Source organism: Frigoribacterium sp. CFBP 13605, assembly GCF_014839405.1.
GTDB lineage: Bacteria > Actinomycetota > Actinomycetes > Actinomycetales > Microbacteriaceae > Frigoribacterium.
Genome location: NZ_JACYNS010000008.1, coordinates 45,950 through 65,161, shown reverse-complemented (window position 1 = coordinate 65,161; position 19,212 = coordinate 45,950). Strand labels below are relative to the sequence as shown.

19 protein-coding genes and 1 tRNA gene are annotated in these 19,212 nt (G+C 71.7%); 10 read left to right on the top strand and 10 right to left on the bottom strand.

The genetic code is table 11. The features are described from left to right. Positions 1 to 846 (bottom strand): DUF429 domain-containing protein (locus IFT36_RS04110; RefSeq protein WP_200412482.1); only part of this gene is annotated, 846 nt, incomplete at its 3' end. A 33-nt stretch (positions 847 to 879) separates the two neighbouring features. Between IFT36_RS04110 and IFT36_RS04105 the strand changes: the two genes are divergently transcribed. Beyond that, complete coding sequence (locus tag IFT36_RS04105; protein WP_200412481.1) at positions 880 to 2,058, top strand: VIT1/CCC1 transporter family protein; 1,179 nt, start codon at positions 880 to 882, stop codon at positions 2,056 to 2,058. A gap of 21 nt (positions 2,059 to 2,079) precedes the next feature. Here IFT36_RS04105 and IFT36_RS04100 read toward each other — a convergent pair whose 3' ends face one another. The 3 genes from IFT36_RS04100 to IFT36_RS04090 all read right to left on the bottom strand — a co-directional run bounded on the left by IFT36_RS04100 (position 2,080) and on the right by IFT36_RS04090 (position 5,015). Continuing rightward, entirely contained in the window at positions 2,080 to 2,940 is an 861-nt protein-coding gene (locus IFT36_RS04100; RefSeq protein ID WP_148053721.1) for a phosphatase PAP2 family protein, read from the bottom strand. A 72-nt stretch (positions 2,941 to 3,012) separates the two neighbouring features. After that, entirely contained in the window at positions 3,013 to 4,419 is a 1,407-nt protein-coding gene (locus tag IFT36_RS04095) for an MFS transporter (protein WP_307785023.1), read from the bottom strand. Between the two features lie 8 nt (positions 4,420 to 4,427). Then, complete coding sequence (locus tag IFT36_RS04090; protein WP_056047229.1) at positions 4,428 to 5,015, bottom strand: helix-turn-helix domain-containing protein; 588 nt, start codon at positions 5,013 to 5,015, stop codon at positions 4,428 to 4,430. 182 nt (positions 5,016 to 5,197) lie between these two features. On the opposite strand from IFT36_RS04090, the gene IFT36_RS04085 reads away from it, so the two are divergent. Further along, entirely contained in the window at positions 5,198 to 5,488 is a 291-nt protein-coding gene (locus tag IFT36_RS04085) for a hypothetical protein (RefSeq protein ID WP_056047225.1), read from the top strand. An 88-nt stretch (positions 5,489 to 5,576) separates the two neighbouring features. Next, positions 5,577 to 5,649: transfer RNA gene (locus tag IFT36_RS04080), tRNA-Arg, on the top strand. Between the two features lie 154 nt (positions 5,650 to 5,803). Here the strand turns inward: IFT36_RS04080 and IFT36_RS04075 are convergent. Further along, the gene (locus IFT36_RS04075; protein WP_200412480.1) at positions 5,804 to 7,042 is read right to left on the bottom strand and encodes an acyl-CoA dehydrogenase family protein; all 1,239 of its coding nucleotides are present in this window, start codon (positions 7,040 to 7,042) and stop codon (positions 5,804 to 5,806) included. Positions 7,043 to 7,066: 24 nt separating this feature from the next. Continuing rightward, positions 7,067 to 7,693, bottom strand: coding sequence for an AmiS/UreI family transporter (locus tag IFT36_RS04070; RefSeq protein ID WP_200412479.1), 627 nt, complete (start codon positions 7,691 to 7,693; stop codon positions 7,067 to 7,069). Between the two features lie 199 nt (positions 7,694 to 7,892). On the opposite strand from IFT36_RS04070, the gene IFT36_RS04065 reads away from it, so the two are divergent. The 6 genes from IFT36_RS04065 (at position 7,893) to IFT36_RS04040 (ending at position 15,736) form a co-directional block, all read left to right on the top strand. Continuing rightward, positions 7,893 to 8,948, top strand: coding sequence for a LacI family DNA-binding transcriptional regulator (locus IFT36_RS04065; protein WP_307785022.1), 1,056 nt, complete (start codon positions 7,893 to 7,895; stop codon positions 8,946 to 8,948). Between the two features lie 220 nt (positions 8,949 to 9,168). Next, on the top strand, positions 9,169 to 10,743 hold the full coding sequence (locus tag IFT36_RS04060) for a sugar ABC transporter ATP-binding protein (protein ID WP_249408456.1): 1,575 nt from the start codon (positions 9,169 to 9,171) through the stop codon (positions 10,741 to 10,743). A gap of 171 nt (positions 10,744 to 10,914) precedes the next feature. Beyond that, complete coding sequence (locus IFT36_RS04055) at positions 10,915 to 11,898, top strand: ABC transporter substrate-binding protein (RefSeq protein WP_200412477.1); 984 nt, start codon at positions 10,915 to 10,917, stop codon at positions 11,896 to 11,898. Between the two features lie 117 nt (positions 11,899 to 12,015). Then, a complete protein-coding gene (locus IFT36_RS04050) occupies positions 12,016 to 13,590 on the top strand; it encodes a sugar ABC transporter ATP-binding protein (protein WP_200412476.1) in 1,575 nt (524 codons plus the stop codon). Beyond that, positions 13,587 to 14,678, top strand: a complete 1,092-nt coding sequence (locus IFT36_RS04045) for an ABC transporter permease (RefSeq protein WP_200412475.1) — start codon at positions 13,587 to 13,589, stop codon at positions 14,676 to 14,678. Before IFT36_RS04050 ends, IFT36_RS04045 begins: the two co-directional genes overlap by 4 nt. After that, positions 14,675 to 15,736, top strand: coding sequence for an ABC transporter permease (locus IFT36_RS04040; protein ID WP_200412474.1), 1,062 nt, complete (start codon positions 14,675 to 14,677; stop codon positions 15,734 to 15,736). Before IFT36_RS04045 ends, IFT36_RS04040 begins: the two co-directional genes overlap by 4 nt. Before the next feature lie 227 nt (positions 15,737 to 15,963). Here IFT36_RS04040 and IFT36_RS04035 read toward each other — a convergent pair whose 3' ends face one another. Further along, complete coding sequence (locus tag IFT36_RS04035) at positions 15,964 to 16,815, bottom strand: helix-turn-helix transcriptional regulator (RefSeq protein WP_249408455.1); 852 nt, start codon at positions 16,813 to 16,815, stop codon at positions 15,964 to 15,966. Between the two features lie 176 nt (positions 16,816 to 16,991). Between IFT36_RS04035 and hxlA the strand changes: the two genes are divergently transcribed. Next, positions 16,992 to 17,615 carry a 3-hexulose-6-phosphate synthase gene (gene hxlA / locus IFT36_RS04030; RefSeq protein WP_159825705.1) on the top strand — a complete coding sequence of 208 codons (624 nt, stop codon included), beginning with the start codon at positions 16,992 to 16,994 and terminating at the stop codon, positions 17,613 to 17,615. A gap of 99 nt (positions 17,616 to 17,714) precedes the next feature. Here hxlA and IFT36_RS04025 read toward each other — a convergent pair whose 3' ends face one another. From IFT36_RS04025 to IFT36_RS04015, 3 genes are read right to left on the bottom strand one after another with little or no spacing between them, the layout of a single operon-like run. Then, complete coding sequence (locus IFT36_RS04025) at positions 17,715 to 18,047, bottom strand: hypothetical protein (protein WP_159825707.1); 333 nt, start codon at positions 18,045 to 18,047, stop codon at positions 17,715 to 17,717. Continuing rightward, a complete protein-coding gene (locus IFT36_RS04020) occupies positions 18,044 to 18,652 on the bottom strand; it encodes an Asp23/Gls24 family envelope stress response protein (RefSeq protein WP_159825708.1) in 609 nt (202 codons plus the stop codon). Before IFT36_RS04020 ends, IFT36_RS04025 begins: the two co-directional genes overlap by 4 nt. Continuing rightward, the gene (locus IFT36_RS04015; RefSeq protein WP_157485405.1) at positions 18,649 to 19,164 is read right to left on the bottom strand and encodes an RNA polymerase sigma factor; all 516 of its coding nucleotides are present in this window, start codon (positions 19,162 to 19,164) and stop codon (positions 18,649 to 18,651) included. The genes IFT36_RS04020 and IFT36_RS04015 overlap by 4 nt, the downstream gene beginning before the upstream one ends. Positions 19,165 to 19,212: the final 48 nt, after the last annotated feature.

The window sequence follows — 19,212 nt, the reverse complement described above, 5'->3', positions numbered from 1 at the left end:
GACCCGCGCCACGGGGGCGGGGCCGAGGCGCTGCTCGGGGCGGGCCGGTGAGATCAGCGTCGCGCGCCTCCCGCGGTCGTCCGGCTCGGTGTCGACGCCGAGCACCTGCAGGCGCTCGGGCGTCCGCGCGCGGAGCGCCGCCGTCCAGGCGCAGACCAGTGCGTCGAGCAGGTCCTCGCGGTGTTTGTAGGCCCGGTCGACCAGCGGCGAGGGCTCCTCGAGCAGCGCCGCCGACACCGGGTGCGAGTCGAGGCGCAACGGCACCTCGGCCCGGGCCAGCCCGCCCAGCCGATGCAGCAGCTCGTCGCAGGCCGCCGCGCGGGCCTCGCGCCGCGCCTCCTTCGGCAGGGTGAGGTCGGGTCGCTTGTAGCGGGGACGCTTGTCGTCGTAGGCGAGCTCGGTCATGCCGACGAGCGTCGTGTACGGGTAGCACTCGAAGTGCCCCACCGCGTCGGCCGCCACCGGCACGACGCCGTCGTCGTAGACGCCGCCGGCACGCTCGAGGCGCTCGCCGAGGGTGCGCCCGCCGAGCCAGGGCAGGGAGGCGCTGCTCGCGTTGGCCGACACGTGCCAGCGACCGTAGGCCCGCGCCACGAGGCGTTCGCTCGCCCGCATGCCCGTGGCGTTCGGCACGAGCACGGGGGCGTCGACCGCGACGACGGAGCCGGGCGTCGACCAGCGACGGACCCAGGCCTCGACCTCGTCGACGCCGCGCGCCCAGCCGGCGTCGAGCACCGTGCCGTCGGCGTCGATCACGGCCAGGCCGGTCTCGTTCGCGGGGCGCTCGGGCGTCGAGTCGCGCCAGGCGAGGTCGACGCCGAGGTAGCGGGGCCGGGGTGTGGTCACCGCTCGACCGTACTCGCGGCCGATACTGTCCCCATGCCCACGAGCAGCACCCGCACCAGCGGCGGCACGAGCACCCGCACCCCCGCCGACCTGCGTCGCTGGCGGCGTTACCTCGCCGACGAGCGCGCCGAGGAGTCGACCTACCGCGACCTCGCCCGCCGCCGGGACGGCGAGGAGCGTGCGATCCTCGTCGCCCTGGCCGACGCCGAGGGCCGCCACGCACAGCACTGGGTGGACCTGCTCGGCGCCGACGTCGGGCGTCCGGCCCGCACCGACCTGCGCACCCGCGTGCTCGGGGTGCTCGCCCGGCGCTTCGGCTCGATCTTCGTGCTGGCCCTCGTGCAGAGCGCGGAGGCACGGTCGCCCTACGCGACCGACGCCGACGCCACCGACGCGATGGCCGCCGACGAACGCATCCACGGCGAGGTCGTGCGCGGCCTGGCCGAGCGCGGACGCAACCGCCTGTCGGGGTCGTTCCGCGCGGCCGTGTTCGGGGCGAACGACGGCCTGGTCAGCAACCTGGCGCTCGTGCTCGGCATCAGCGCCTCGGGCGTCTCGAACCACGTGGTGCTGCTGACCGGGCTGTCGGGTCTGCTCGCCGGGGCGTTGTCGATGGGGGCGGGCGAGTACGTCTCGGTGCGGTCGCAGCGCGAGCTGCTCGACGCCTCCACCCCCGACCCGACGGCGCGACACGTGCTGCCCGACCTCGACGTCGACGCGAACGAGCTGGCGCTGGTCTACCGGGCACGGGGCATGTCGCCCGACGAGGCCGAGACCCACGCGCGGGAGGTGCTCGCGGGCGCGGGGCGAGTGGCCTCGTCGCCGAGCGCGCCTCCTGCGGGGGCCGCGCCGGGCGCCGCCACGGCCGGCTGGGCGGACGCCCCGGACCAGGAGGCGCGCTCGGCCGACGAGCCCGCCACCCACGAGACCCTCGGCACGGCCTTCGGCGCTGCCGCCTCGAGCTTCTGCTTCTTCGCGTCCGGGGCCGTGGTCGCCGTGCTGCCCTACCTGTTCGGGCTGTCCGGGCTCGTGGCGGTCGTCGTGGCGTCGGCGCTGGTCGGCGTCGCGCTGCTCGGCACGGGCGCCGTCGTCGGGTTGCTGTCGGGGGCGAGCCCGGTCAGGCGGGCGCTGCGCCAGCTCGGCATCGGGTTCGGGGCGGCCGCCGTGACCTACCTGCTGGGGCTGTTGTTCGGGACCGGCGCCGCGGGCTGAGCCGATCGGGCCACGTGCGCGTCAGGCCTTGCGGTCGAGCTTCCAGGCGATCCAGCACGTGACGAGGACGACGCCGGCCGCGGCGAGGCGCGCGCCCATCAGCACCCCTTGGCCGGTCGAGGTCGTGAGGCTCATGTCGGAGCCGATGCCGATGCTCCAGATCGCGCCCGACAGGGTGAGGCAGACGACCAAGGCGAGGCCGAGCACCACCGAGGTGGCCCCGTGCGACCGGGGGCCCACGTCGTCGCGGCCGCGAGGGTCACGTGAGAGGCGGGCGGCGGCGATGCGGACGAGGCCGAGCCAGAGCAGGGCCACGGCGCAGGCGCCGACGACGTCGCTGCAGCGGTGCCAGCCGAAGGCGACGGTCTGCTCGGCGACGACGGCCGCGAACGCCGCACCGACCATGTAGAACAGGGGCCGGGCGTGCCGGCCGAAGGTGGTCATGATCGCCAGGACGGCGGCGACGGCGACCGTGACGTGCCCGCTGGGGAAGCTGTTGCCGTAGAGCTCGCCCGTCAGCTCGGGACGGGGCGCGAGCTGCTTGAGCACCTGGGTGGTGACCGTCGCGCCGATGATCAGCACGCCCGCCTGGACGGCCGACCCGGGCCGGCGGCGGAGGAACGCCACCACCATCGTGAGGGCGACGACCAGCAGCACGGCCGGGGGAGAGATGGCGTCGAGCGCGACCCCGGACTGCAACAACGTGGTGCCGTCGACCGAGCGGAGGATGCTGTCCTCGATGGACTGGCCGGTCTCGGTGAGGACCGCGATCGTGTACACGCCTGCCAGCACGACGAGCGAGGCCGACGACGCGACCACCCAACGACCCGTGACCCGTCGACGGACGGCAGGCGTCGTCGAGAGGGTCGGGTGAGCAGTCACCGGACGAGCTAACTACACGTCGCCTGGAAACAGGCTCGGTCCGACCTGCCGATGCGCCGGGGCCGCCCCGACTCACAGCGAGGGTGCAGGTGGCCGGCCGCCGGTCGGGCCCCGACGCTCCATCAGTCGCCAGTGACCGCCGGTGAGCGGGGCGAGCGTGACGGTCGTGTAGACCACGGCGACGATGCCGAACGCGACCGTCAGCCCGATCGTGTCGGCCGCGACCCCGCCGAGCAGGGCGCCGGCCGGGATGCCGGCCCAGGCTCCCGCGGTGACCAGTCCGAAGACCCGCCCGCGGAGGTGCTCGGGGGTGCGCTCGAGCTGCACCGTGCCGAGGATCGGGTTGAGGGCGCCGGCGGCGAGACCCGAGAGCGCGGTCGCGGCGACCAGCACCGGCAGCGGGGCGCCGAGGGCGAACGCCAGGCTCGACGGCCCGCCGGCGAGGGTGAAGCAGGCGACGAAGGTGAGGCGGCGCGGCACCCGGTGGGCGACGAAACCGAAGGCGACGTTGCCGGCGAGGGCGCACCCGCCCATGGTGGCGACGAGTAGTCCCAGGGCGGCCGCGCCTCCGAGTCGGTCGTTCGCGTAGAGGGGCAGCAGGGTCGACCCGCGTGCGGCGTCGAGCAGGTTCGTGGTCAGCACGAGCGCGACGATCAGCCGCATCAGCGGGTCGCGGACGACGAAGCGGGCGCCCTCGACGAGGTCGGACCGGTAGGAGGCGCGGGTCGGCTCGGTCGCGTCGGTGGCGTCGGTCGGGTGGTCGTCTCTCGGATTCGGTGATCCGGTCCGTGCCGGACCCGACACCGGGACGAGTGCCCCGGTCAGGGCCGCCGAGACGGCGAAGGTGGCGGCGTTGACGAACAGGGACGCGACCGGTCCGACGGCGGCGACGAGGAGCCCGGCGATCGACGCCCCGATCAGCTTGGCGAAGCGCTCGGACCCGTCGAGGAGCCCCACGCTGCGTTCGATGCGGACTCCGGCCCGCTCGGTCAGCGCGGGCAGCATCACCCGGCGCGCCGTCTGTCCGGGGCTGTCGAGCAGGCCGCCGACGAAGACGAGCGCGAGCAGGGCCCAGAACGGCAGCCCGACGGTGAGCGCGAGCACGGGCATCGCGAGGACGGAGGCGCCACTCACGAGGTCGGCGACGATCGCGGCCCGCCGGTGCCCGACCCGGTCGACGACGACGCCCCCGAGCGGGCCGCCGATGATCACCGGGGCCGTCGCGAACGCCGCCGCGAGCCCGACCTCGGCCCCCGACCCGCCGAGACCCAGGACGTAGAAGGGCACGGCGAAGGCCGTGACGACGTTGCCCGTCTGTGAGATCGCGTGGGCCGCGACGAGGGACGACAGGGCTACCCGGTCGGTGCGCCCGGTGCGGACGGTGTGACCCGTGCGCCCGCCGCGGGGCCGGGCCGGACGACCGCCGCGAGTGGCGCTGTCGGTGCCCCGCGCCTCCTCGGCCGGCGTGCTCTCGCTCACGACGCGCCTCAGGGGCGGCGGTAGGCCTGGTAGACGAGCACGACCGGCGCGGCGCCGTCGTCGGCCGCCGGGTCGTGGGCGGCGCTGACGTCGAGCCAGCGGTCGACGACGCCCTCGAGGTCGCGGCGCAGGGCGGCGAGCTCGGTCGTGGTGAGGCGCAGGCTGCGGTCGCCGCTCGCCCCGGCCGCGATCCACTCGCGAGGCAGGGTGGGCATCGCGTCGACGTACTCGCCGAAGCGGGCGGCGTAGGCCTGGCCGATCGACTTCTGCAGCGCGGACGAGGCGACGAGGCGGTCGGGGTCGTCGAGCAACTCGGCGGGCTCCCAACTGGTGAGCTGCGCGGTGGCCTGCCACCAGCGCTCGCGCCGGTCGGTGGTCTGCGGCTCGGCCGCCTCGATCAGGTCGATCGAGGCGAGTTTCGAGAGGTGGTAGCTGATCGTCCCCGGGGCCTCGTCGACGGCGTCGCCGAGCTGGGCGGCCGTCTGCGCGCCGCGTTCGCGCAGCAGACCGAGGAGGCGCAACCGGGTCGGATGGGCGAGCACGCGCATCGAGGCGGCGTCGGTGAGGGTGCTGCGGGAGGTCTCTCGGGGGGACATGGAGTCGACGATAGGTGCACAAGATCCGTTGCGCAAGAGTCGTTGTGGTTCTCGACGAGGGCGTGGGCGGGCCGACCAACCGTTCGAGCCGTGAGTGTGGTGGGTGTCGCGGGCGGAGGTCGGACCCGCGGCGCATGCTCGGAGCACGACCGCCGGACAGTCCGGCGCGCAGGAGGAACCCGATGACGAAGACCCCGGACGACCCGCACGGCACCGACGAGACCGACCTCGAGCGTCGTGGCAACAGCAGTGGCGAGGGTCACGGCGACCACACCGTCGGAGAGCGGGACGACCGCCCCGTCGAGATCACCAGCGAGAACCACCCCGACGGCGGCACCGGCTCCCGTTCGCTCGACGACGGACCGGCCGACGACGCCGTCCCCACCCGCCAGCCCGGCCAGGCCGAGGCCGGCCAGGTCGACGAGCTGATCGGCGACTACAAGGGCGACGGCGAAGGCAAACACACCTACTGACACGACCCGAGGAGGCGCGGGTCGGCCTCGATTCGCGCCCCGCGCCTCCCTCGTGTAGTGTTTCCTCTGGCCAATCGGCCAGCGAAACGCGCCTGTAGCTCAACGGATAGAGCATCTGACTACGGATCAGAAGGTTGGGGGTTCGAGTCCCTCCAGGCGCACAGACTCGAAAGCCCCTGCCCAACACGGCAGGGGCTTTCCTCGTCTTTGGTGCTTGTCTGGCCGCCTCCGGCGGCGTGCGCCTTCGGTGCGGACCCGAAGAGCCCTGCCCTACGCGGCAGGGCTTTTCTCGTCCTCGGTGCTCGTCTTCTGAGATCAGCGGCGGGTCGCGCCGATGGCCCAGACCCGTGGCGGCTGGACGTCGTTGACGGCGTGGTCGCCGACGATGCGTGCTTTGAACACCCACGGGTTGTGGCTGCCGGCGGTCCGGGCGTTTCGCCAGTGCCGGTCCAGGTTCTTCGTGGTGCTCACGCCGGATGCCGCCAGCGCGTCGAACAGGTGCGAGGTCGCCTGGGTCGCGAGCGATGTCAGTGCGACCTGGGCCTGCGCGGTGGCGAGTTCGGCGCGGTCGTTCCGCCGCTCGTCCTCGGACTCGTCCAGGAAGGCACCCTCGTAGGCGCCCTGGAGGGCCTGGGCGGCGCGGTCGACGACCGCCCGTGCGGCGAAGCCGGCGGCTGAGACCTCGCCGACGACCTGCAGGATCTGCGGGTCGGCGGCGAACGTGTCGGCGTTGCCGTGGGAGAACACCCGGGTGCGGTTCCTGACCTCGAACGCGATGTCCCGCTCGGCTGCCACGACGGAGCCGGCGAGGACGCTCAGCAGCACGGCCTGGTAGAAGGCCGTCTGGTACTTGAATCGCTCGTCGAAGAGCACGACGTCGTCGGCACCGACACGAGCATCTCGGAAGGTGCTCGTGCCCGACCCCGTCGTCCGCTGCCCGAACCCGTCCCAGTCGTCGGTGTGGGTGACGCCTTCCTGGCGGGCGTCGACGATCGCGATGACCCGGTCGCCGGTGTCCGTGCGTTCGGCGTACGTGTCGATCCAGTCGGCGAAGATGCTGCCGGTGGAGTAGTACTTCTGCCCGGTGATGCGGAATCCGCCGTCCGGGTCCGGGCTGACCTTCGTCGCGACGTCGCCGACCTGCACCGTGCCCACTTCGGTCCAGGAGTTCCCGGCGATCTCGCCGCGGCCGAACCGTTCGAGCCAGACGTCGCGCGGTCCGGACCGGGCGACGAGGCGGTCCTCGACGAGAGCGAAGTGGCCGCGCAAGGCCTGGGGGATGTTGCTGTCCGCCGCCGCGAGCTCGGTGAGCAACTCGAACAGCTGCGGGAGGGTGGCGCCGGAGCCCCCGAACTCGACGGGGACACGGAGGGCTCCGAAGCCCGCGTCGGCGAGCTCGCGGATCTCGGCCACGGGGAGGCGGTGCTCACGGTCGCGTTCCGCGGCACCGGCGGCGATGCGGTCGAAGAGCGGGCGGAAACGCGCGGACAGGGCGTCGTCGGTGGGTGACGCCGTGGTGACGGACGTGGTGGAGGTGGTGGTCGTCGTGGTCATGGGTCTCGGTTCCGTTCTGGTGGGTCAGGCAGCGGCAGGGGCAGGCGTGTGTTCCGGCTGGGGACGTGTGGCGGCTCGGCGGGTGAGCAGGACGGCGCCGCCGAACACCCCGACGAGCGCCAGGAGTGCAGCCGTCGTGGCGACCGAGCCGGTCGGCCAGTGCCCGGTGAGGCCGAGGAGCGCGGGGACCGTGGTGGTCACCTGGCTCGCGAGGACGAGGGCCCACCCGGTGTAGGTGCTGATCGCTGATCGGCCGAGGGCGAGCAGGACGAAGAACAGTGCCCAGAGCGCCGCCCATCCCGTCCAGAGCACGGCGAGGAAAGGGTCGTCCGCGACGTGGAGGACCGCGAAGGCGACGGCGAGAGCGGCGACCAGGCCGCAGAACCAGCCCAGGCCCACGGCGCCGAGGCCGAGGAGGGAGTCCACGCCGACGTAGAGGTACGTGATGCCGAACAAGAAGGTGCCCGAGATCCCGAAGAGGATGGGCAGGGAACCGTCGGCTGACACGGCCACGGCCACGCAGAGGACGAGCTGCAGACCGCCGACCAGGACGTTGAACACGCCGCTGTCCCGGCCGGGCACGCGCCCGAGCAGGGTGAGGCCGTTGACCAGGAGGGCGGCCCCGGAGAGGACCAAGCAGATGAGCGCCATGCGGCGACCTTGACACCGTTCACCTTCGGTCGGTGTCTCGTGTCCCATCATGTCCGTCCGCTACGCCCCGTGACGGCGGTACCCGTCGTGTTTCGTCACGGAAGCCGACCGCCACGTGAGCAAGGCCCCCGTACAATGAGCCAGCGCCATGGAGCCACGTCCACGCCGGCGCAGATGACGCCAAGCTGCGTTGCGGAGCGTGCAGGATGGAGCCCGGGTGAGCGTCAGAGGCGGCGGTGAACGTCTCGGTCTTCGCGAGGTTGCCGAGCGTGCTGGTGTGTCGCACATGACCGTGTCACGCGTGCTCAATGGTCACCCGCAGGTCAAGGAGTCCACGCGCCAACGCGTGCTCGAGGTCGTCGCCGAGCTCGACTTCCGGCCCAACAGTGCTGCGCGCGAGCTCGTCACCCAGCGGGCCCTTCGGATCGGCGTGCTGATCGAGAGCGCCGTCGAGTTCGGTCCGTCGAGCATCTTGCGGGCCATCGAGCGATCGGCGCGCGACGGCGGGTACTCCGTGGCGTCGTTCGCGCTCCGCGACGACTCGGCGACTCCCGAGGAGGCCGTGCGCCACCTCACAGGCCAGGGCATCGACGCACTCTGCGTGGTCGCTCCGCGCTCGTCGTCCGTGGCCGTGCTCCGGACCATCACGACGGGGCTGCCGACCCTGGTCGTCAAGGCCGAGAAGGACCCGGCCTTCCTCACGGTCTCCGTCGACCAGGCTGCCGGCACGAAGCTGGCCGTGGATCACCTCGCGTCGCTGGGTCACCGCGACGTCCTCCATCTCTCAGGGCCCCTCGACTGGTTCGACGCCCGCGCTCGCGAGCGTGCCTTCCATGCGCGCACCCGGGCATGGGGCATGCACGAGCGGCCCATCGTCATCGGTGACTGGTCGAGCGACTTCGGCTACGACTACGCACGCGGACTGACCGGAGTTCCGGAATACACCGCCGTGTTCGTCGCCAATGACGAGATGGCGCTCGGGGTGATCCACGGCCTCCACGACCGCGGCATCCGCGTGCCGGAGGACCTGAGCGTCGTCGGCTTCGACGACCTGCCCGTCTCGCGCCACTTCCTCCCGCCGCTCACGACCGTGCGGCAGGACTTCCCGGCGCTCGGGTCGCTCGTGGTGGACGTCCTGATCGCCGCGATCGAGGGCCGCGAGATCCCGCAGAACAGCCGGATTCCCGCCGAGCTCGTGGTGCGTGACTCCAGCGCGGCTGCGCGCCCTCTCGACCGAGATGGCCATCTGAGGTAATCCAGCTCGTCGTCGTTCGCCCGCGTGCATCACGACAGCTACAGTCGTGCACGTCGGGCACCGCCCGGCGCGAGGCCGTCAAGGCCTCCGACCCGAGGAGCACCACGTGCGTCACGTACGGGCATCGACGACGATGCGCCCGATCGGCCCTCAGGCCGCTGGCCCGACCTGGTCCGGTCACGACGAGCGGCGGGACGGACCTGCCCACCCCACGGTGCAGATGCGGGGGATCACCGTCGCGTTCTCGAACGGCGTCGCGCTCGACAGGGTCGACCTCGACCTCCACTCGGGCGAGGTGCACGCTCTCCTCGGCGAGAACGGAGCGGGGAAGTCCACGCTCATCAAGGCGCTGCTCGGCGTGTACCCGATCGAAGCAGGGGAGGTCCTCGTGGACGGCGAGCCCGTCCGTCTCGGCGGTCCGGCTGACGCGCGGGCCCTCGGCATCCAGGCCGCGTTCCAGGAATCGCACCTGGTCGAGAACCTGAGCGTCGGTGAGAACGTGATGCTGGGCCACGAGGTGCACGGTCGCGTCGGCATCTCCTGGCGTGCGACGCATGAACGCGCCGCCACGATGCTGGCCGAGCTCGGACTGGCCGAGCTGGACCCGCGAGCCCTGCTGGCGGACCTCACTCCCGCCAGCCGCCAGCTCGTCTCCATCGCCCGCGCCATGGTCGACCGACCACGGGTGCTCGTGCTGGACGAGCCCACGTCGAGCCTCGATGCCGTCGACGTCGCGCAGCTCTTCGAGGTGATCCGCCGCCTCCGCGACCAGGGTGTGGCCATCCTCTTCGTCTCGCACTTCCTCGAGCAGGTGCTGGCACTCAGCGACCGGATGACGATCCTTCGAGGCGGTGTGAAGAAGGGTGACTACCTGCCGCACGAGGTCGGCCGCGCCGAACTGGTCGCGCGGATGATCGGCAAGGACATCGCGCACCTGCAACGCATCGGGTCAGAGCGCCGCGCCCATCGTGTGGATCCGGTCGGCCCGCCGCTGTACCGCGCCGCCGGGGTGGGACGCCGCGGGATGTTGCGGCCGGTCGACTTCGAGCTGCACGCGGGAGAGGTGGTCGGCATCGCGGGGCTTCGCGGCTCCGGGCGAACCGAGCTCGCGCGCCTGCTGGCCGGCGCCGACCGAGCTGACGGCGGCGTGGTCACGCTCGGTGGTCGGACCGTCGTGATCGACCGCCCTGCGGACGCACTGCGGAACCGGGTGGCGTTGTCTGCCGAGGATCGAGGGGCGGAGGGCCTCATCAACGACCTCAGCGTGCGGGAGAACATCGTCCTCGCGTTGCAGGCTCTACGTGGGTGGGCGCACCCGCTCTCCAAGGCCGAGCGCGAGGACCTCGTCGAGCGGCACATCGAGCACTTCGACATCACGCCGGTCGATCCGGCGACACCCGCCGGCGAGCTCTCGGGCGGCAACCAGCAGAAGGTGCTCCTCGCTCGCTGGCTGGCGATCCGGCCCCGCGTGCTGATCCTCGACGAGCCGACGCGCGGCGTCGACATCGGCGCCAAGGTCGACATCCAGGCGCACGTCGCGCAGCTCGCGCTCGAGGGTGTCGCCGTCGTGTTCATCTCGAGCGCGTTCGACGAGCTCGTGCGGGTGAGCGACCGGATCGTCGTCCTCAAGGACCGGGAGAAGATCGGCGAGCTCAGCAACGGGCCGGGCGTCACGGTCGACACCCTCGTCGAGCTCATCGCCGCACCGGACGACGAGAGCGACGAGGGCGACGACTTCCCGCCGGTGTGGCAGGGCGGGCCCCTCCTGCCGCCTGCAGCGCCGTCACGCCGCTGAGGCTCGCAGTCGATCCCTTCCCGACGGGCGGATGTTCTCGATCACTCTTGCACTCGCGAAACTGTTACCGGTAACATTCCCAGCACGCGGAAGCACCCGAGCCCACGCAGCACGACCGGCCCCATGGCCACGACCGGACGAAGACGTCCGGTCATCTCAAGGAGGAGATCCATGTCCACGAAGAGGCGCATCGCCACCATCGCCGCCGCAGGGGCCATTGCCCTCGGTCTCGCGGCCTGCAGTTCCGGCACCGGTTCGACGGACGGCGGTGACGACTTGTCAACGGTCGGCTTCGTCGCGGTCGGCCCCGAGGGCGCCTGGCGTCAGGCCAACGAGACGAACATCCAGGACACCTTCACGAAAGACGCCGGGTTCGATCTGAAGTACGCCCCGGCGACCAACAACGACCAGAAGTCGCAGATCGACGCGTTCACGTCGTTCGTGGACGAGGGTGTCGACGTGATCCTTCTCTCGGCCACCGAGGGCTCCGGCTGGGAGGACTCGCTCGAGCGGGCGAAGGAAGCCGAGATCCCCGTCGTCCTCATCGACCGTGGCATCGAGCCGGACGACACCTCGCTCTACGCGACCCGGATCGCGCCCGACAACATCGCCGTCAGCGAGTCCGTCGCCGAGTGGGCCAAGGGCGCGCTTCCCGAGGGTGGCAAGTACTTCACCCTCGAGGGCCCGGCGGGCGTCTCGGTCGTGAACGAACGCAACGAAGGTTGGGACGAGGTGATCGGCGCAGACAGCGCATTCACGAAGATCGGCGCGCAGACGGCCAACTGGTCGACCGAAGAGGCCAAGAGCGTCTTCGAGACGGTGCTGAAGTCGAACGGCAACGACGTCCAGATGGTCTTCGCCCAGAACGACGAGATGGGACTCGGCGCCGTGCAGGCGGTCGAGGAGGCGGGCCTCACGCCCGGCAAGGACGTGAAGATCGCCACCATCGACGGCACGAAGAGCGCCCTCGAGGCGTTGTCCGAGTCCAAGCTCAGCTTCGTCGCCGAGTACAACCCGCTGTTCGGCGACACGGCCCTCGAGGCAGTGCAGAAGCTGCTCGACGGCGACACCGTCGAGTCGTCGATCGTCGTCGAGTCGGCCACGTTCGACTCGCCCGAGGCAGCCGCCACAGCACTGCCCGACCGGAAGTTCTGACCAGCCCGCACGGCCACACCCGGCGGCGAGGCGGACGAGTCCGCCTCGCCGCCCCCGCCACCCACCCGCTGCCACGGCAGCGGGCGGGTGGGCATCGGCAGACAAGGAGTTACACGCATGCAGGCACCCGGCCCCATCGTCGAGATGCAAGCCATCACCATCGCTTTTCCCGGGGTCAAAGCCCTCGACGGGGTCGACCTCCGTCTCTACCCCGGCGAGGTCCACACGCTCATGGGCGAGAACGGCGCCGGTAAGTCGACGCTCATCAAGGCGCTCACGGGCGTCTACGCCATCGACTCCGGACGTGTCGTCGTCGACGGCGTCGAACGTCGCCTCTCGGGCACCGCGGACGCGCAGGCTGCGGGGATCTCGACGGTCTACCAAGAGGTCAACCTGTGCAGCAACCTCACCATCGGTGAGAACGTCATGCTCGGCCACGAGAAGCGCGGCCGGTTCGGCATCGACTGGAAGGGGACGCACGCCGCCGCCTCCGAGGTCCTGGAGCGTGTGGGACTCGGCCACCTGGACGCGCGCACCCCCCTCTCGTCGCTCAGCCTCGCCCTCCAGCAGCTCGTCGCGATCAGCCGCGCCACGGTCGTCGAGGCGAAGGTGCTGATCCTCGACGAGCCGACCTCGAGCCTCGACGCGGACGAGGTCGAGGGTCTCTTCCGGGTCATGCGACGCCTTCGTGACGAAGGCGTCGCCATCCTCTTCGTCTCTCACTTCCTCGACCAGGTCTTCGCGATCAGCGACCGACTCACCGTGCTGCGCAACGGCAAGTTCGTGGCTGAGCACCTCACACGAGACATCGATCGTGCCGGCCTCATCTCGGAGATGATCGGCAAGGACCTCCAGAGCCTCCGCTCCCTCGACCGGGACCGGGCGAGCCGCCAGGTGGCCGAGGGCGAGCCCGTCTACCGGGCCACCGGGATCGGCCGCAAGGGCTCGCTCGACGCGACGGACGTCGACCTGCGTCGCGGCGAGGTCGTGGGCCTCGCCGGCCTCCTCGGCTCCGGCCGCACGGAACTCGCCCGTCTCCTCTACGGAGTCGATCGCCCCGACTCGGGAAACGTGACCATGGACGGCGTCCCCGTGGCGATCTCGTCCCCTGCGAAGGCCCTGAAGCACCGCATCGCCTTCTCGAGCGAGAACCGTCGCGACGAGGGGATCATCCGCGACCTGAGCGTGCGCGAGAACCTCGTGCTCGCCGTGCAGGCGAAACGGGGCTGGGCCCGCCCGCTCTCGGCCAAGGAGAAGGACCGCATGGTGACGAAATACCTCACCGAGCTCAACGTGCGACCCGCAGATCCCGATCGACCCATCAGCAACCTCTCCGGCGGCAACCAGCAGAAGGTTCTGCTCGGCCGGTGGCTGGCGACCGAGCCGGAGCTGCTGATCCTCGACGAGCCCACACGCGGCATCGACGTCGGTGCCAAGGCCGAGATCCAGGAACAGGTCGCCGCCCTCGCCGACACGGGAGTCGCCGTGGTGTTCATCTCCTCGGAGCTCGAGGAGGTCGTCCGGCTCAGCGATCGGATCGTCGTCCTGAAGGACCACCGCAAGATCGCCGAGCTCGCGGCGGGTCCGGACGTCACCGCCGAGTCCATCGTCGCCGCCATCGCCGAGGAGGGCGTCTCCGAGATCCCCCTCGAGACCATCCCCCGCACCACGCCCGAGGAGGCAACCCGATGAGTGACTCGACGACCACCGTGACCAGACGCCTGGGCGCCCACGGGCTCGGTGACCTGTTGCACCGTCCCTGGGTCTGGGGCACGGTCGCGATCGTGCTGCTGCTGGCGATCAACGTCGCGAAGGACCCCGGTTACCTCGCACTGTCCGTCAACCCGGACACGGGCAACCTCGTGGGCAACCTCGTCGACATCCTCCGGGCCGCTGCCCCCGTGCTCATGATCGCGGTGGGCATGTGCCTCGTGGTCGCCACCGGTGGCATCGACCTGAGCGTCGGCTCGATCATGGTCGTCGCCGGTGCCGTCTCGATGGAGTTCCTGAAGGCGGCCGGCTCCGACTCCCTCGGCGTCGCGCTCACCGCGATGGGCCTGGCGCTCCTCATCGCCGGGGTCCTCGGCGCGGTCAACGGCATGCTCGTCTCGGTCGTCGGGCTGCAGCCGTTCATCAGCACGCTCGTGATCATGCTCGCCGGCCGTGGCCTGGCCAAGGTCATCACGGGAGGCCAGAACACGGCCGCGGCCAACGAGCCCTTCCGCTGGGTCGCCAACGGCTACCTCGTCGGACTACCCGTCGTGTTCCTGCTGGCCGTGCTGATCACGCTCGGCGTCGCCGCCCTCGTGCGGCGCAGCGCCCTGGGACTCATGATCGAAGCGATCGGAATGGACCCGAAGGCCGCGCGCCTCGCGGGGCTGGACCGCCGAGCCCTCCTGTTCACCGCCTACATCGGGAGCGGCCTGCTCGCCGGCGTGGCCGGGATCTTCGCCACGTCCAGCGTCATGACGGTCGACGTCTCGCGCACCGGTTACCAACTCGAGCTCGACGCCATCCTCGCGGTCGTCATCGGCGGGACGTCGCTGGCCGGCGGCAAGTTCCACCTGCTCGGAGCCGCGGTCGGGGCGCTCCTCATCGCGACGCTCGACAAGACCGTCGTGTTCCTCGGCGTCTCCTCCTCGGCGACGCCCGCCTTCAAGGCGATCGTGATCGTGGCGATCGTGCTGCTGCAGTCCCGGCGCGTCCGCGCCCTGTTCACGAGGCGCCGCCGCCCGGCGCCGACCTCCGTGCCGACCGAGAAAGAGACCGTGTCCGCATGAGCGCCACGACGATCCGCCCGCCCCTCACCCCCAAGCCGACCCCCGGTCCGGGCCCCGGCAACGGTCCCCTCGAACCGCGTCGCCGCATGCGGCTCCGACTCGATTCCCTGCCGACGGTCGCCGCCCTGGTGATCCTGATCGCCATGCTTGCCTACGGAGAGATCGCCTACGGCCGCATCGTGCAGGCCGCGACCCTGTCGAACCTGCTCATCAACAACGCCCATGTGATCGTCCTGGCCGTGGGGCTCACGTTCGTGATCCTCACGGGGGGCATCGACCTCTCCGTCGGTGCGATCGTCGCGGTCAGCAGCGTCGCGGGCGTGCTGCTCGCGAACGCCGGCTGGAACCCCTGGGTCGTGATGGTGCTGATGATCCTCATCGGCACGGCATCCGGCGTCATCTCGGGCGTGCTGATCCAGTTCTTCGACGTGCAGCCGTTCATCGCGACGCTCGCGATGATGTTCCTCGGACGGGGCCTCGCCTCCATCCTCAGCACGGTGCCCGAACGACTCGCCGACGAGTCGCCCATCCGCTCGCTCGCGACGAACATGAAGGTCGTGGACGGTCCCAAGGTGAACGACGTCGTGACGACTCCGGGCGTGCTCCTGGCGCTCGTGGTGGTCGCCGTCGCGTTCTTCGTGCTGCACCGCACGCGTCTGGGGCGCACCGTGTACGCGATCGGAGGGTCGGAGCAGTCGGCCGCCCTCATGGGCCTCCCGGTGCGCCGCACGAAGCTCGCCGTCTACGTGATCAGCGGGTCGCTGGCGGGGCTCGCCTCGGTCATCTACACGGCCCGGCTCGGGAGCGCGCAGAACATCACCGGCATCGGGTGGGAGCTCGATTCGATCGCCGCCACGGTGATCGGTGGCACCCTCCTCACCGGCGGCGTCGGCTTCGTGCTCGGGTCCGTCGTGGGAGCGCTCGTGCTCGGCCTCATGAACGTGCTCATCACGCGAGACGGAGGCATCCCGCCCGAGGCGACGACCATCATCACCGGCGGGATACTCCTGGTCTTCGTGCTCCTGCAGCGCGCCGTGATGGCGAGGCGGCGGACCTAGCGACGACGTGACGCGTGCCACGGCCAGAGCCACAGTAACCGCACGATCGCTGGCGAGAGGTGATCCTCTGACGCCACCAGCCGCGTCGCTCGCCACGGGCACCACGGGGGTCGGCTCCGCACCCCGGGCGCCGAGTGGGCAGAAGATGTCCTTGCCGTCGAGATGAAGGACGTTTTCTGCCCACTCGATCGGCGCAGGGGGCGAGAGGGCAGAGTGCCGCCTCCGGGTCAGGGGGACGAGGCGAGGGCGGCGAGCTCGGTGCGGCTGCGGGCCCCGAGCTTGCGCAACAGGTTCGACACGTGGAACTTCACCGTGTTGTCGCTGATGCCGAGCACCGCCGCGATGTCGCGGTTCCGGTCGCCGGCCGCGACCCGGTGCAGCACCTCGCGTTCCCGCTCGCTCAGGGCCGCGACCAGCTCCCACGGCTCGTTCGACGGCGGCGGGTCGAGCGGCAGGCGCACCGTCAACTCCGAGCCCCACCCCACGGTCGACGCCACCGTCAGCTCGCCCCCGACCCCCGAGACCTGCTCGGTGATCGGCCGCAGCGCGTCGTCGTGTGCCGTCAACTCGCCCGCGCCGTCGTCACGGATCGCGATCAGCAGGTTCAGGCCGTCGCAGTCCCACTGGATGCGCACCCGACGTGCGTCCCCCGCGTCGACGAAGGCGAGCACGGCGTTCCGGACGACGGCCCGGGCCACGTGCGCGACGTCGCCCGGCAGGGCCCGACCCGTCGCCGGAGGCTCGACGAACTGGACGTCCAGGTCGCCGAAGCGCACGAGCGGCCGCAGGTCGGACCGGAGGCGCGCGAAGGCCCCGACGACCGGTTCGAGGGTGGTCCCGCGGTCGCGGTCGGACCCCGTCCGGAGGGCGACCAGGGCCCCCGCCGCGACGTCGATGGCCTCGGCCCGTGCCGCCCGGTCGTCGAGGCGTCGTGAGCGCAGGGCGGCCAGCACGGACTCGAGCGTCATCGCATGCCGGTCGACCAGGTCGGCTGTCGCCCGCGCGTGCTCGGACGCCAGGGTCCGGGCCAGGGTGTCGGAACCGGCCCGACCGGGGACGTCGTGCACGGTATGGCTCATGCGCCCACCCTAGGCGTCCGCCTACCCGACGCCACCCTCCCTACCCGAACGGATGGGTGGGACGCCCCCGTCGAGGGGCTGCTCTCACAGCATCGTCGGACCAGGATCGAAGGCGACGGGATCGACGACGTACCAGAGGCCCGATCGGGCCCCGTCGCCCCCACGAGGAGCACCACATGAAGCTGCAGTTCGCCATGGACACCCTGACCACCGACGCCGCCCTCGAGCTGGCCGCCGCCGCCGCGCCGAGCGTCGACATCATCGAGCTCGGCACTCCGCTGATCAAGGCCGAGGGCTTCCGCGCCATCACCGCGATCAAAGAGGCGCACCCCGACAAGATCGTCTTCGCCGACCTCAAGACGATGGATGCGGGCGAGCTCGAGGCGGGCGAGGCGTTCAAGGCCGGCGCCGACCTGGTGACCGTGCTCGGCGTCGCCGGTGACAGCACCATCGCTGGTGCCGTCAAGGCGGCCAAGGCCCACGGCAAGGGCATCGTCGTCGACCTCATCGGCGTCGGCGACAAGGCCGCCCGTGCCAAGGAGGTCGTCGCGCTCGGCGCCGAGTTCGTCGAGATGCACGCCGGGCTCGACGAGCAGGCCGAAGAAGGCTTCACCTTCGAGAAGCTACTCGAGGCCGGCAAGGCCTCGGGCGTGCCGTTCTCGGTCGCCGGTGGCGTCAAGGCCGCCACGGTCGGCTCGGTCCAGGACGCCGGAGCAGTCGTCGCCGTCGCCGGTGCCGCGATCTACTCGGCCGACGACGTCGCCGGTGCCGCCGCCGAGATCCGCGCCGCCATCAAGTAGCAGCACCAGCACCACCCGCAGCGGCTCACGAGAGAGCGCTGACGCGCAGGAGGCGCGGTGTCGGTCGGACCGGCACCGCGCCTCCTCGTCGTCCCGCGGTCAGCGGGATGCGTCGACCAGACGGGCCGAGACCGACACCACGACGTCGCCCGTCACGCCGGAGGCGGCCAGGCGTCCCCGCAGCGCGTCGGCCGCCCGGGCCAGCGTCTCGGGCGTCGGGACGTCGAGTCCGGTCGCCACGTGGGCGGTGACGGACACCGAACCGGCCGTCCGCGAGATCTCGACGAGGCCGGTCGAGCCCGCGAGGTCGAGGCCGGCCGCGACGGCCCGCACCGCCCCCTCGACGACGGGGTGCGCGTCGAACACGTCGACCACGCCCTCGACGCCGCGCAGCACCTCGGTCAGGTCACGGGAGAGCAGGTCGTCGCTCATCGGTCGTCCTCTCTCGCCACGAAGACGTCGTCGACGAGCACGTCGACCCGGACGACGGTCAGCCCGGTGTGCCGCGTCAGCGTCTCGGTGATGCGGGTGCGCAGCTCGTCCGCGACGGCGCCGAGGTCGAGTCCGTACCGGGCCGCCGCGGTCACCCGCACGACCACGTCGGCCCCCGCCGTCGTCAGGTCGCCGTCGAAGGTCGTCGACCCGAGCACGACGCCGGACTGCTCGTCGCCCGCCCGTCGCACCAGCCCGCGCGCCGCGGCCTCGGTGACGCTCAACCGGACCGCGGGATCGGGGTGGCCGATCGGGATCACCCGGCCGCCGACGACCTCTCGACGGATCGAGTCGAGGAGGCCGTCGATCCAGGCGCCGTCCCGGTCGGGCTCGCGGCGGGCCTCGTGCTCGAGGGAGGCGCGGGACAGGTCGTGCACCCGGGCCAACGACTGCAGGTACAGGCGGCAGGCCGCCGAGCCCTCGATGGCCGGGTCGCGGGGCGTGCGTCCGGCGTCGAGGTAGTCCGCGAGGCGGTCGGCGGGGATGCCGTCCACCGTGTCGTCGTCCTCGGGCACGTCGAGGGGGGAGCGGTCGTCGGTCGTCATCGCCACGCCTCCATCTCGGTCATGAGGAACACCCGGGCCCGCGCGATCTTGCCCCGGACCGTCGAGACGGGCAGGTCGAGGGCCTCGGCGATGTCCGCGTACGAGTAGTCGGCGGTCTCACGCAACAGCCAACACCGTCGCTGGTCGAGGGGGAGCTTGTCGAGGGCCGACCACATGGCGTCGAGCTGCAACCGGGCCTCGACCACGCGTTCGGGCGTCTCGTGGCGCGGGGCCGACACCTCGAGCCGGTCGACGTCGTCGTGGTCGCGTCGCACGCGCAGACGGTCGACCGCCTTGTTGCTGACGATGCGCATCAGCCAGTTGCGCACCCGCGACGGGTCGTCGAGGTCGGCCAGGCGTCGCCAGGCCGTCATGAAGGCGTCCTGCACGACGTCGTCCGACTCGAGGTCGGAGCCCAGGAGGCGCGCGGCGTACACGCGCATCAGCGGTCCGTGTCGGCGCGCGATGACCTCGTAGGCGTGGACGTCGCCGTCGCGGGCCCGTACGGCCAGCGTCGCGTCCGCAGCGTCGAGGAGGGGGTCGTCGGTGGTGATGACGAC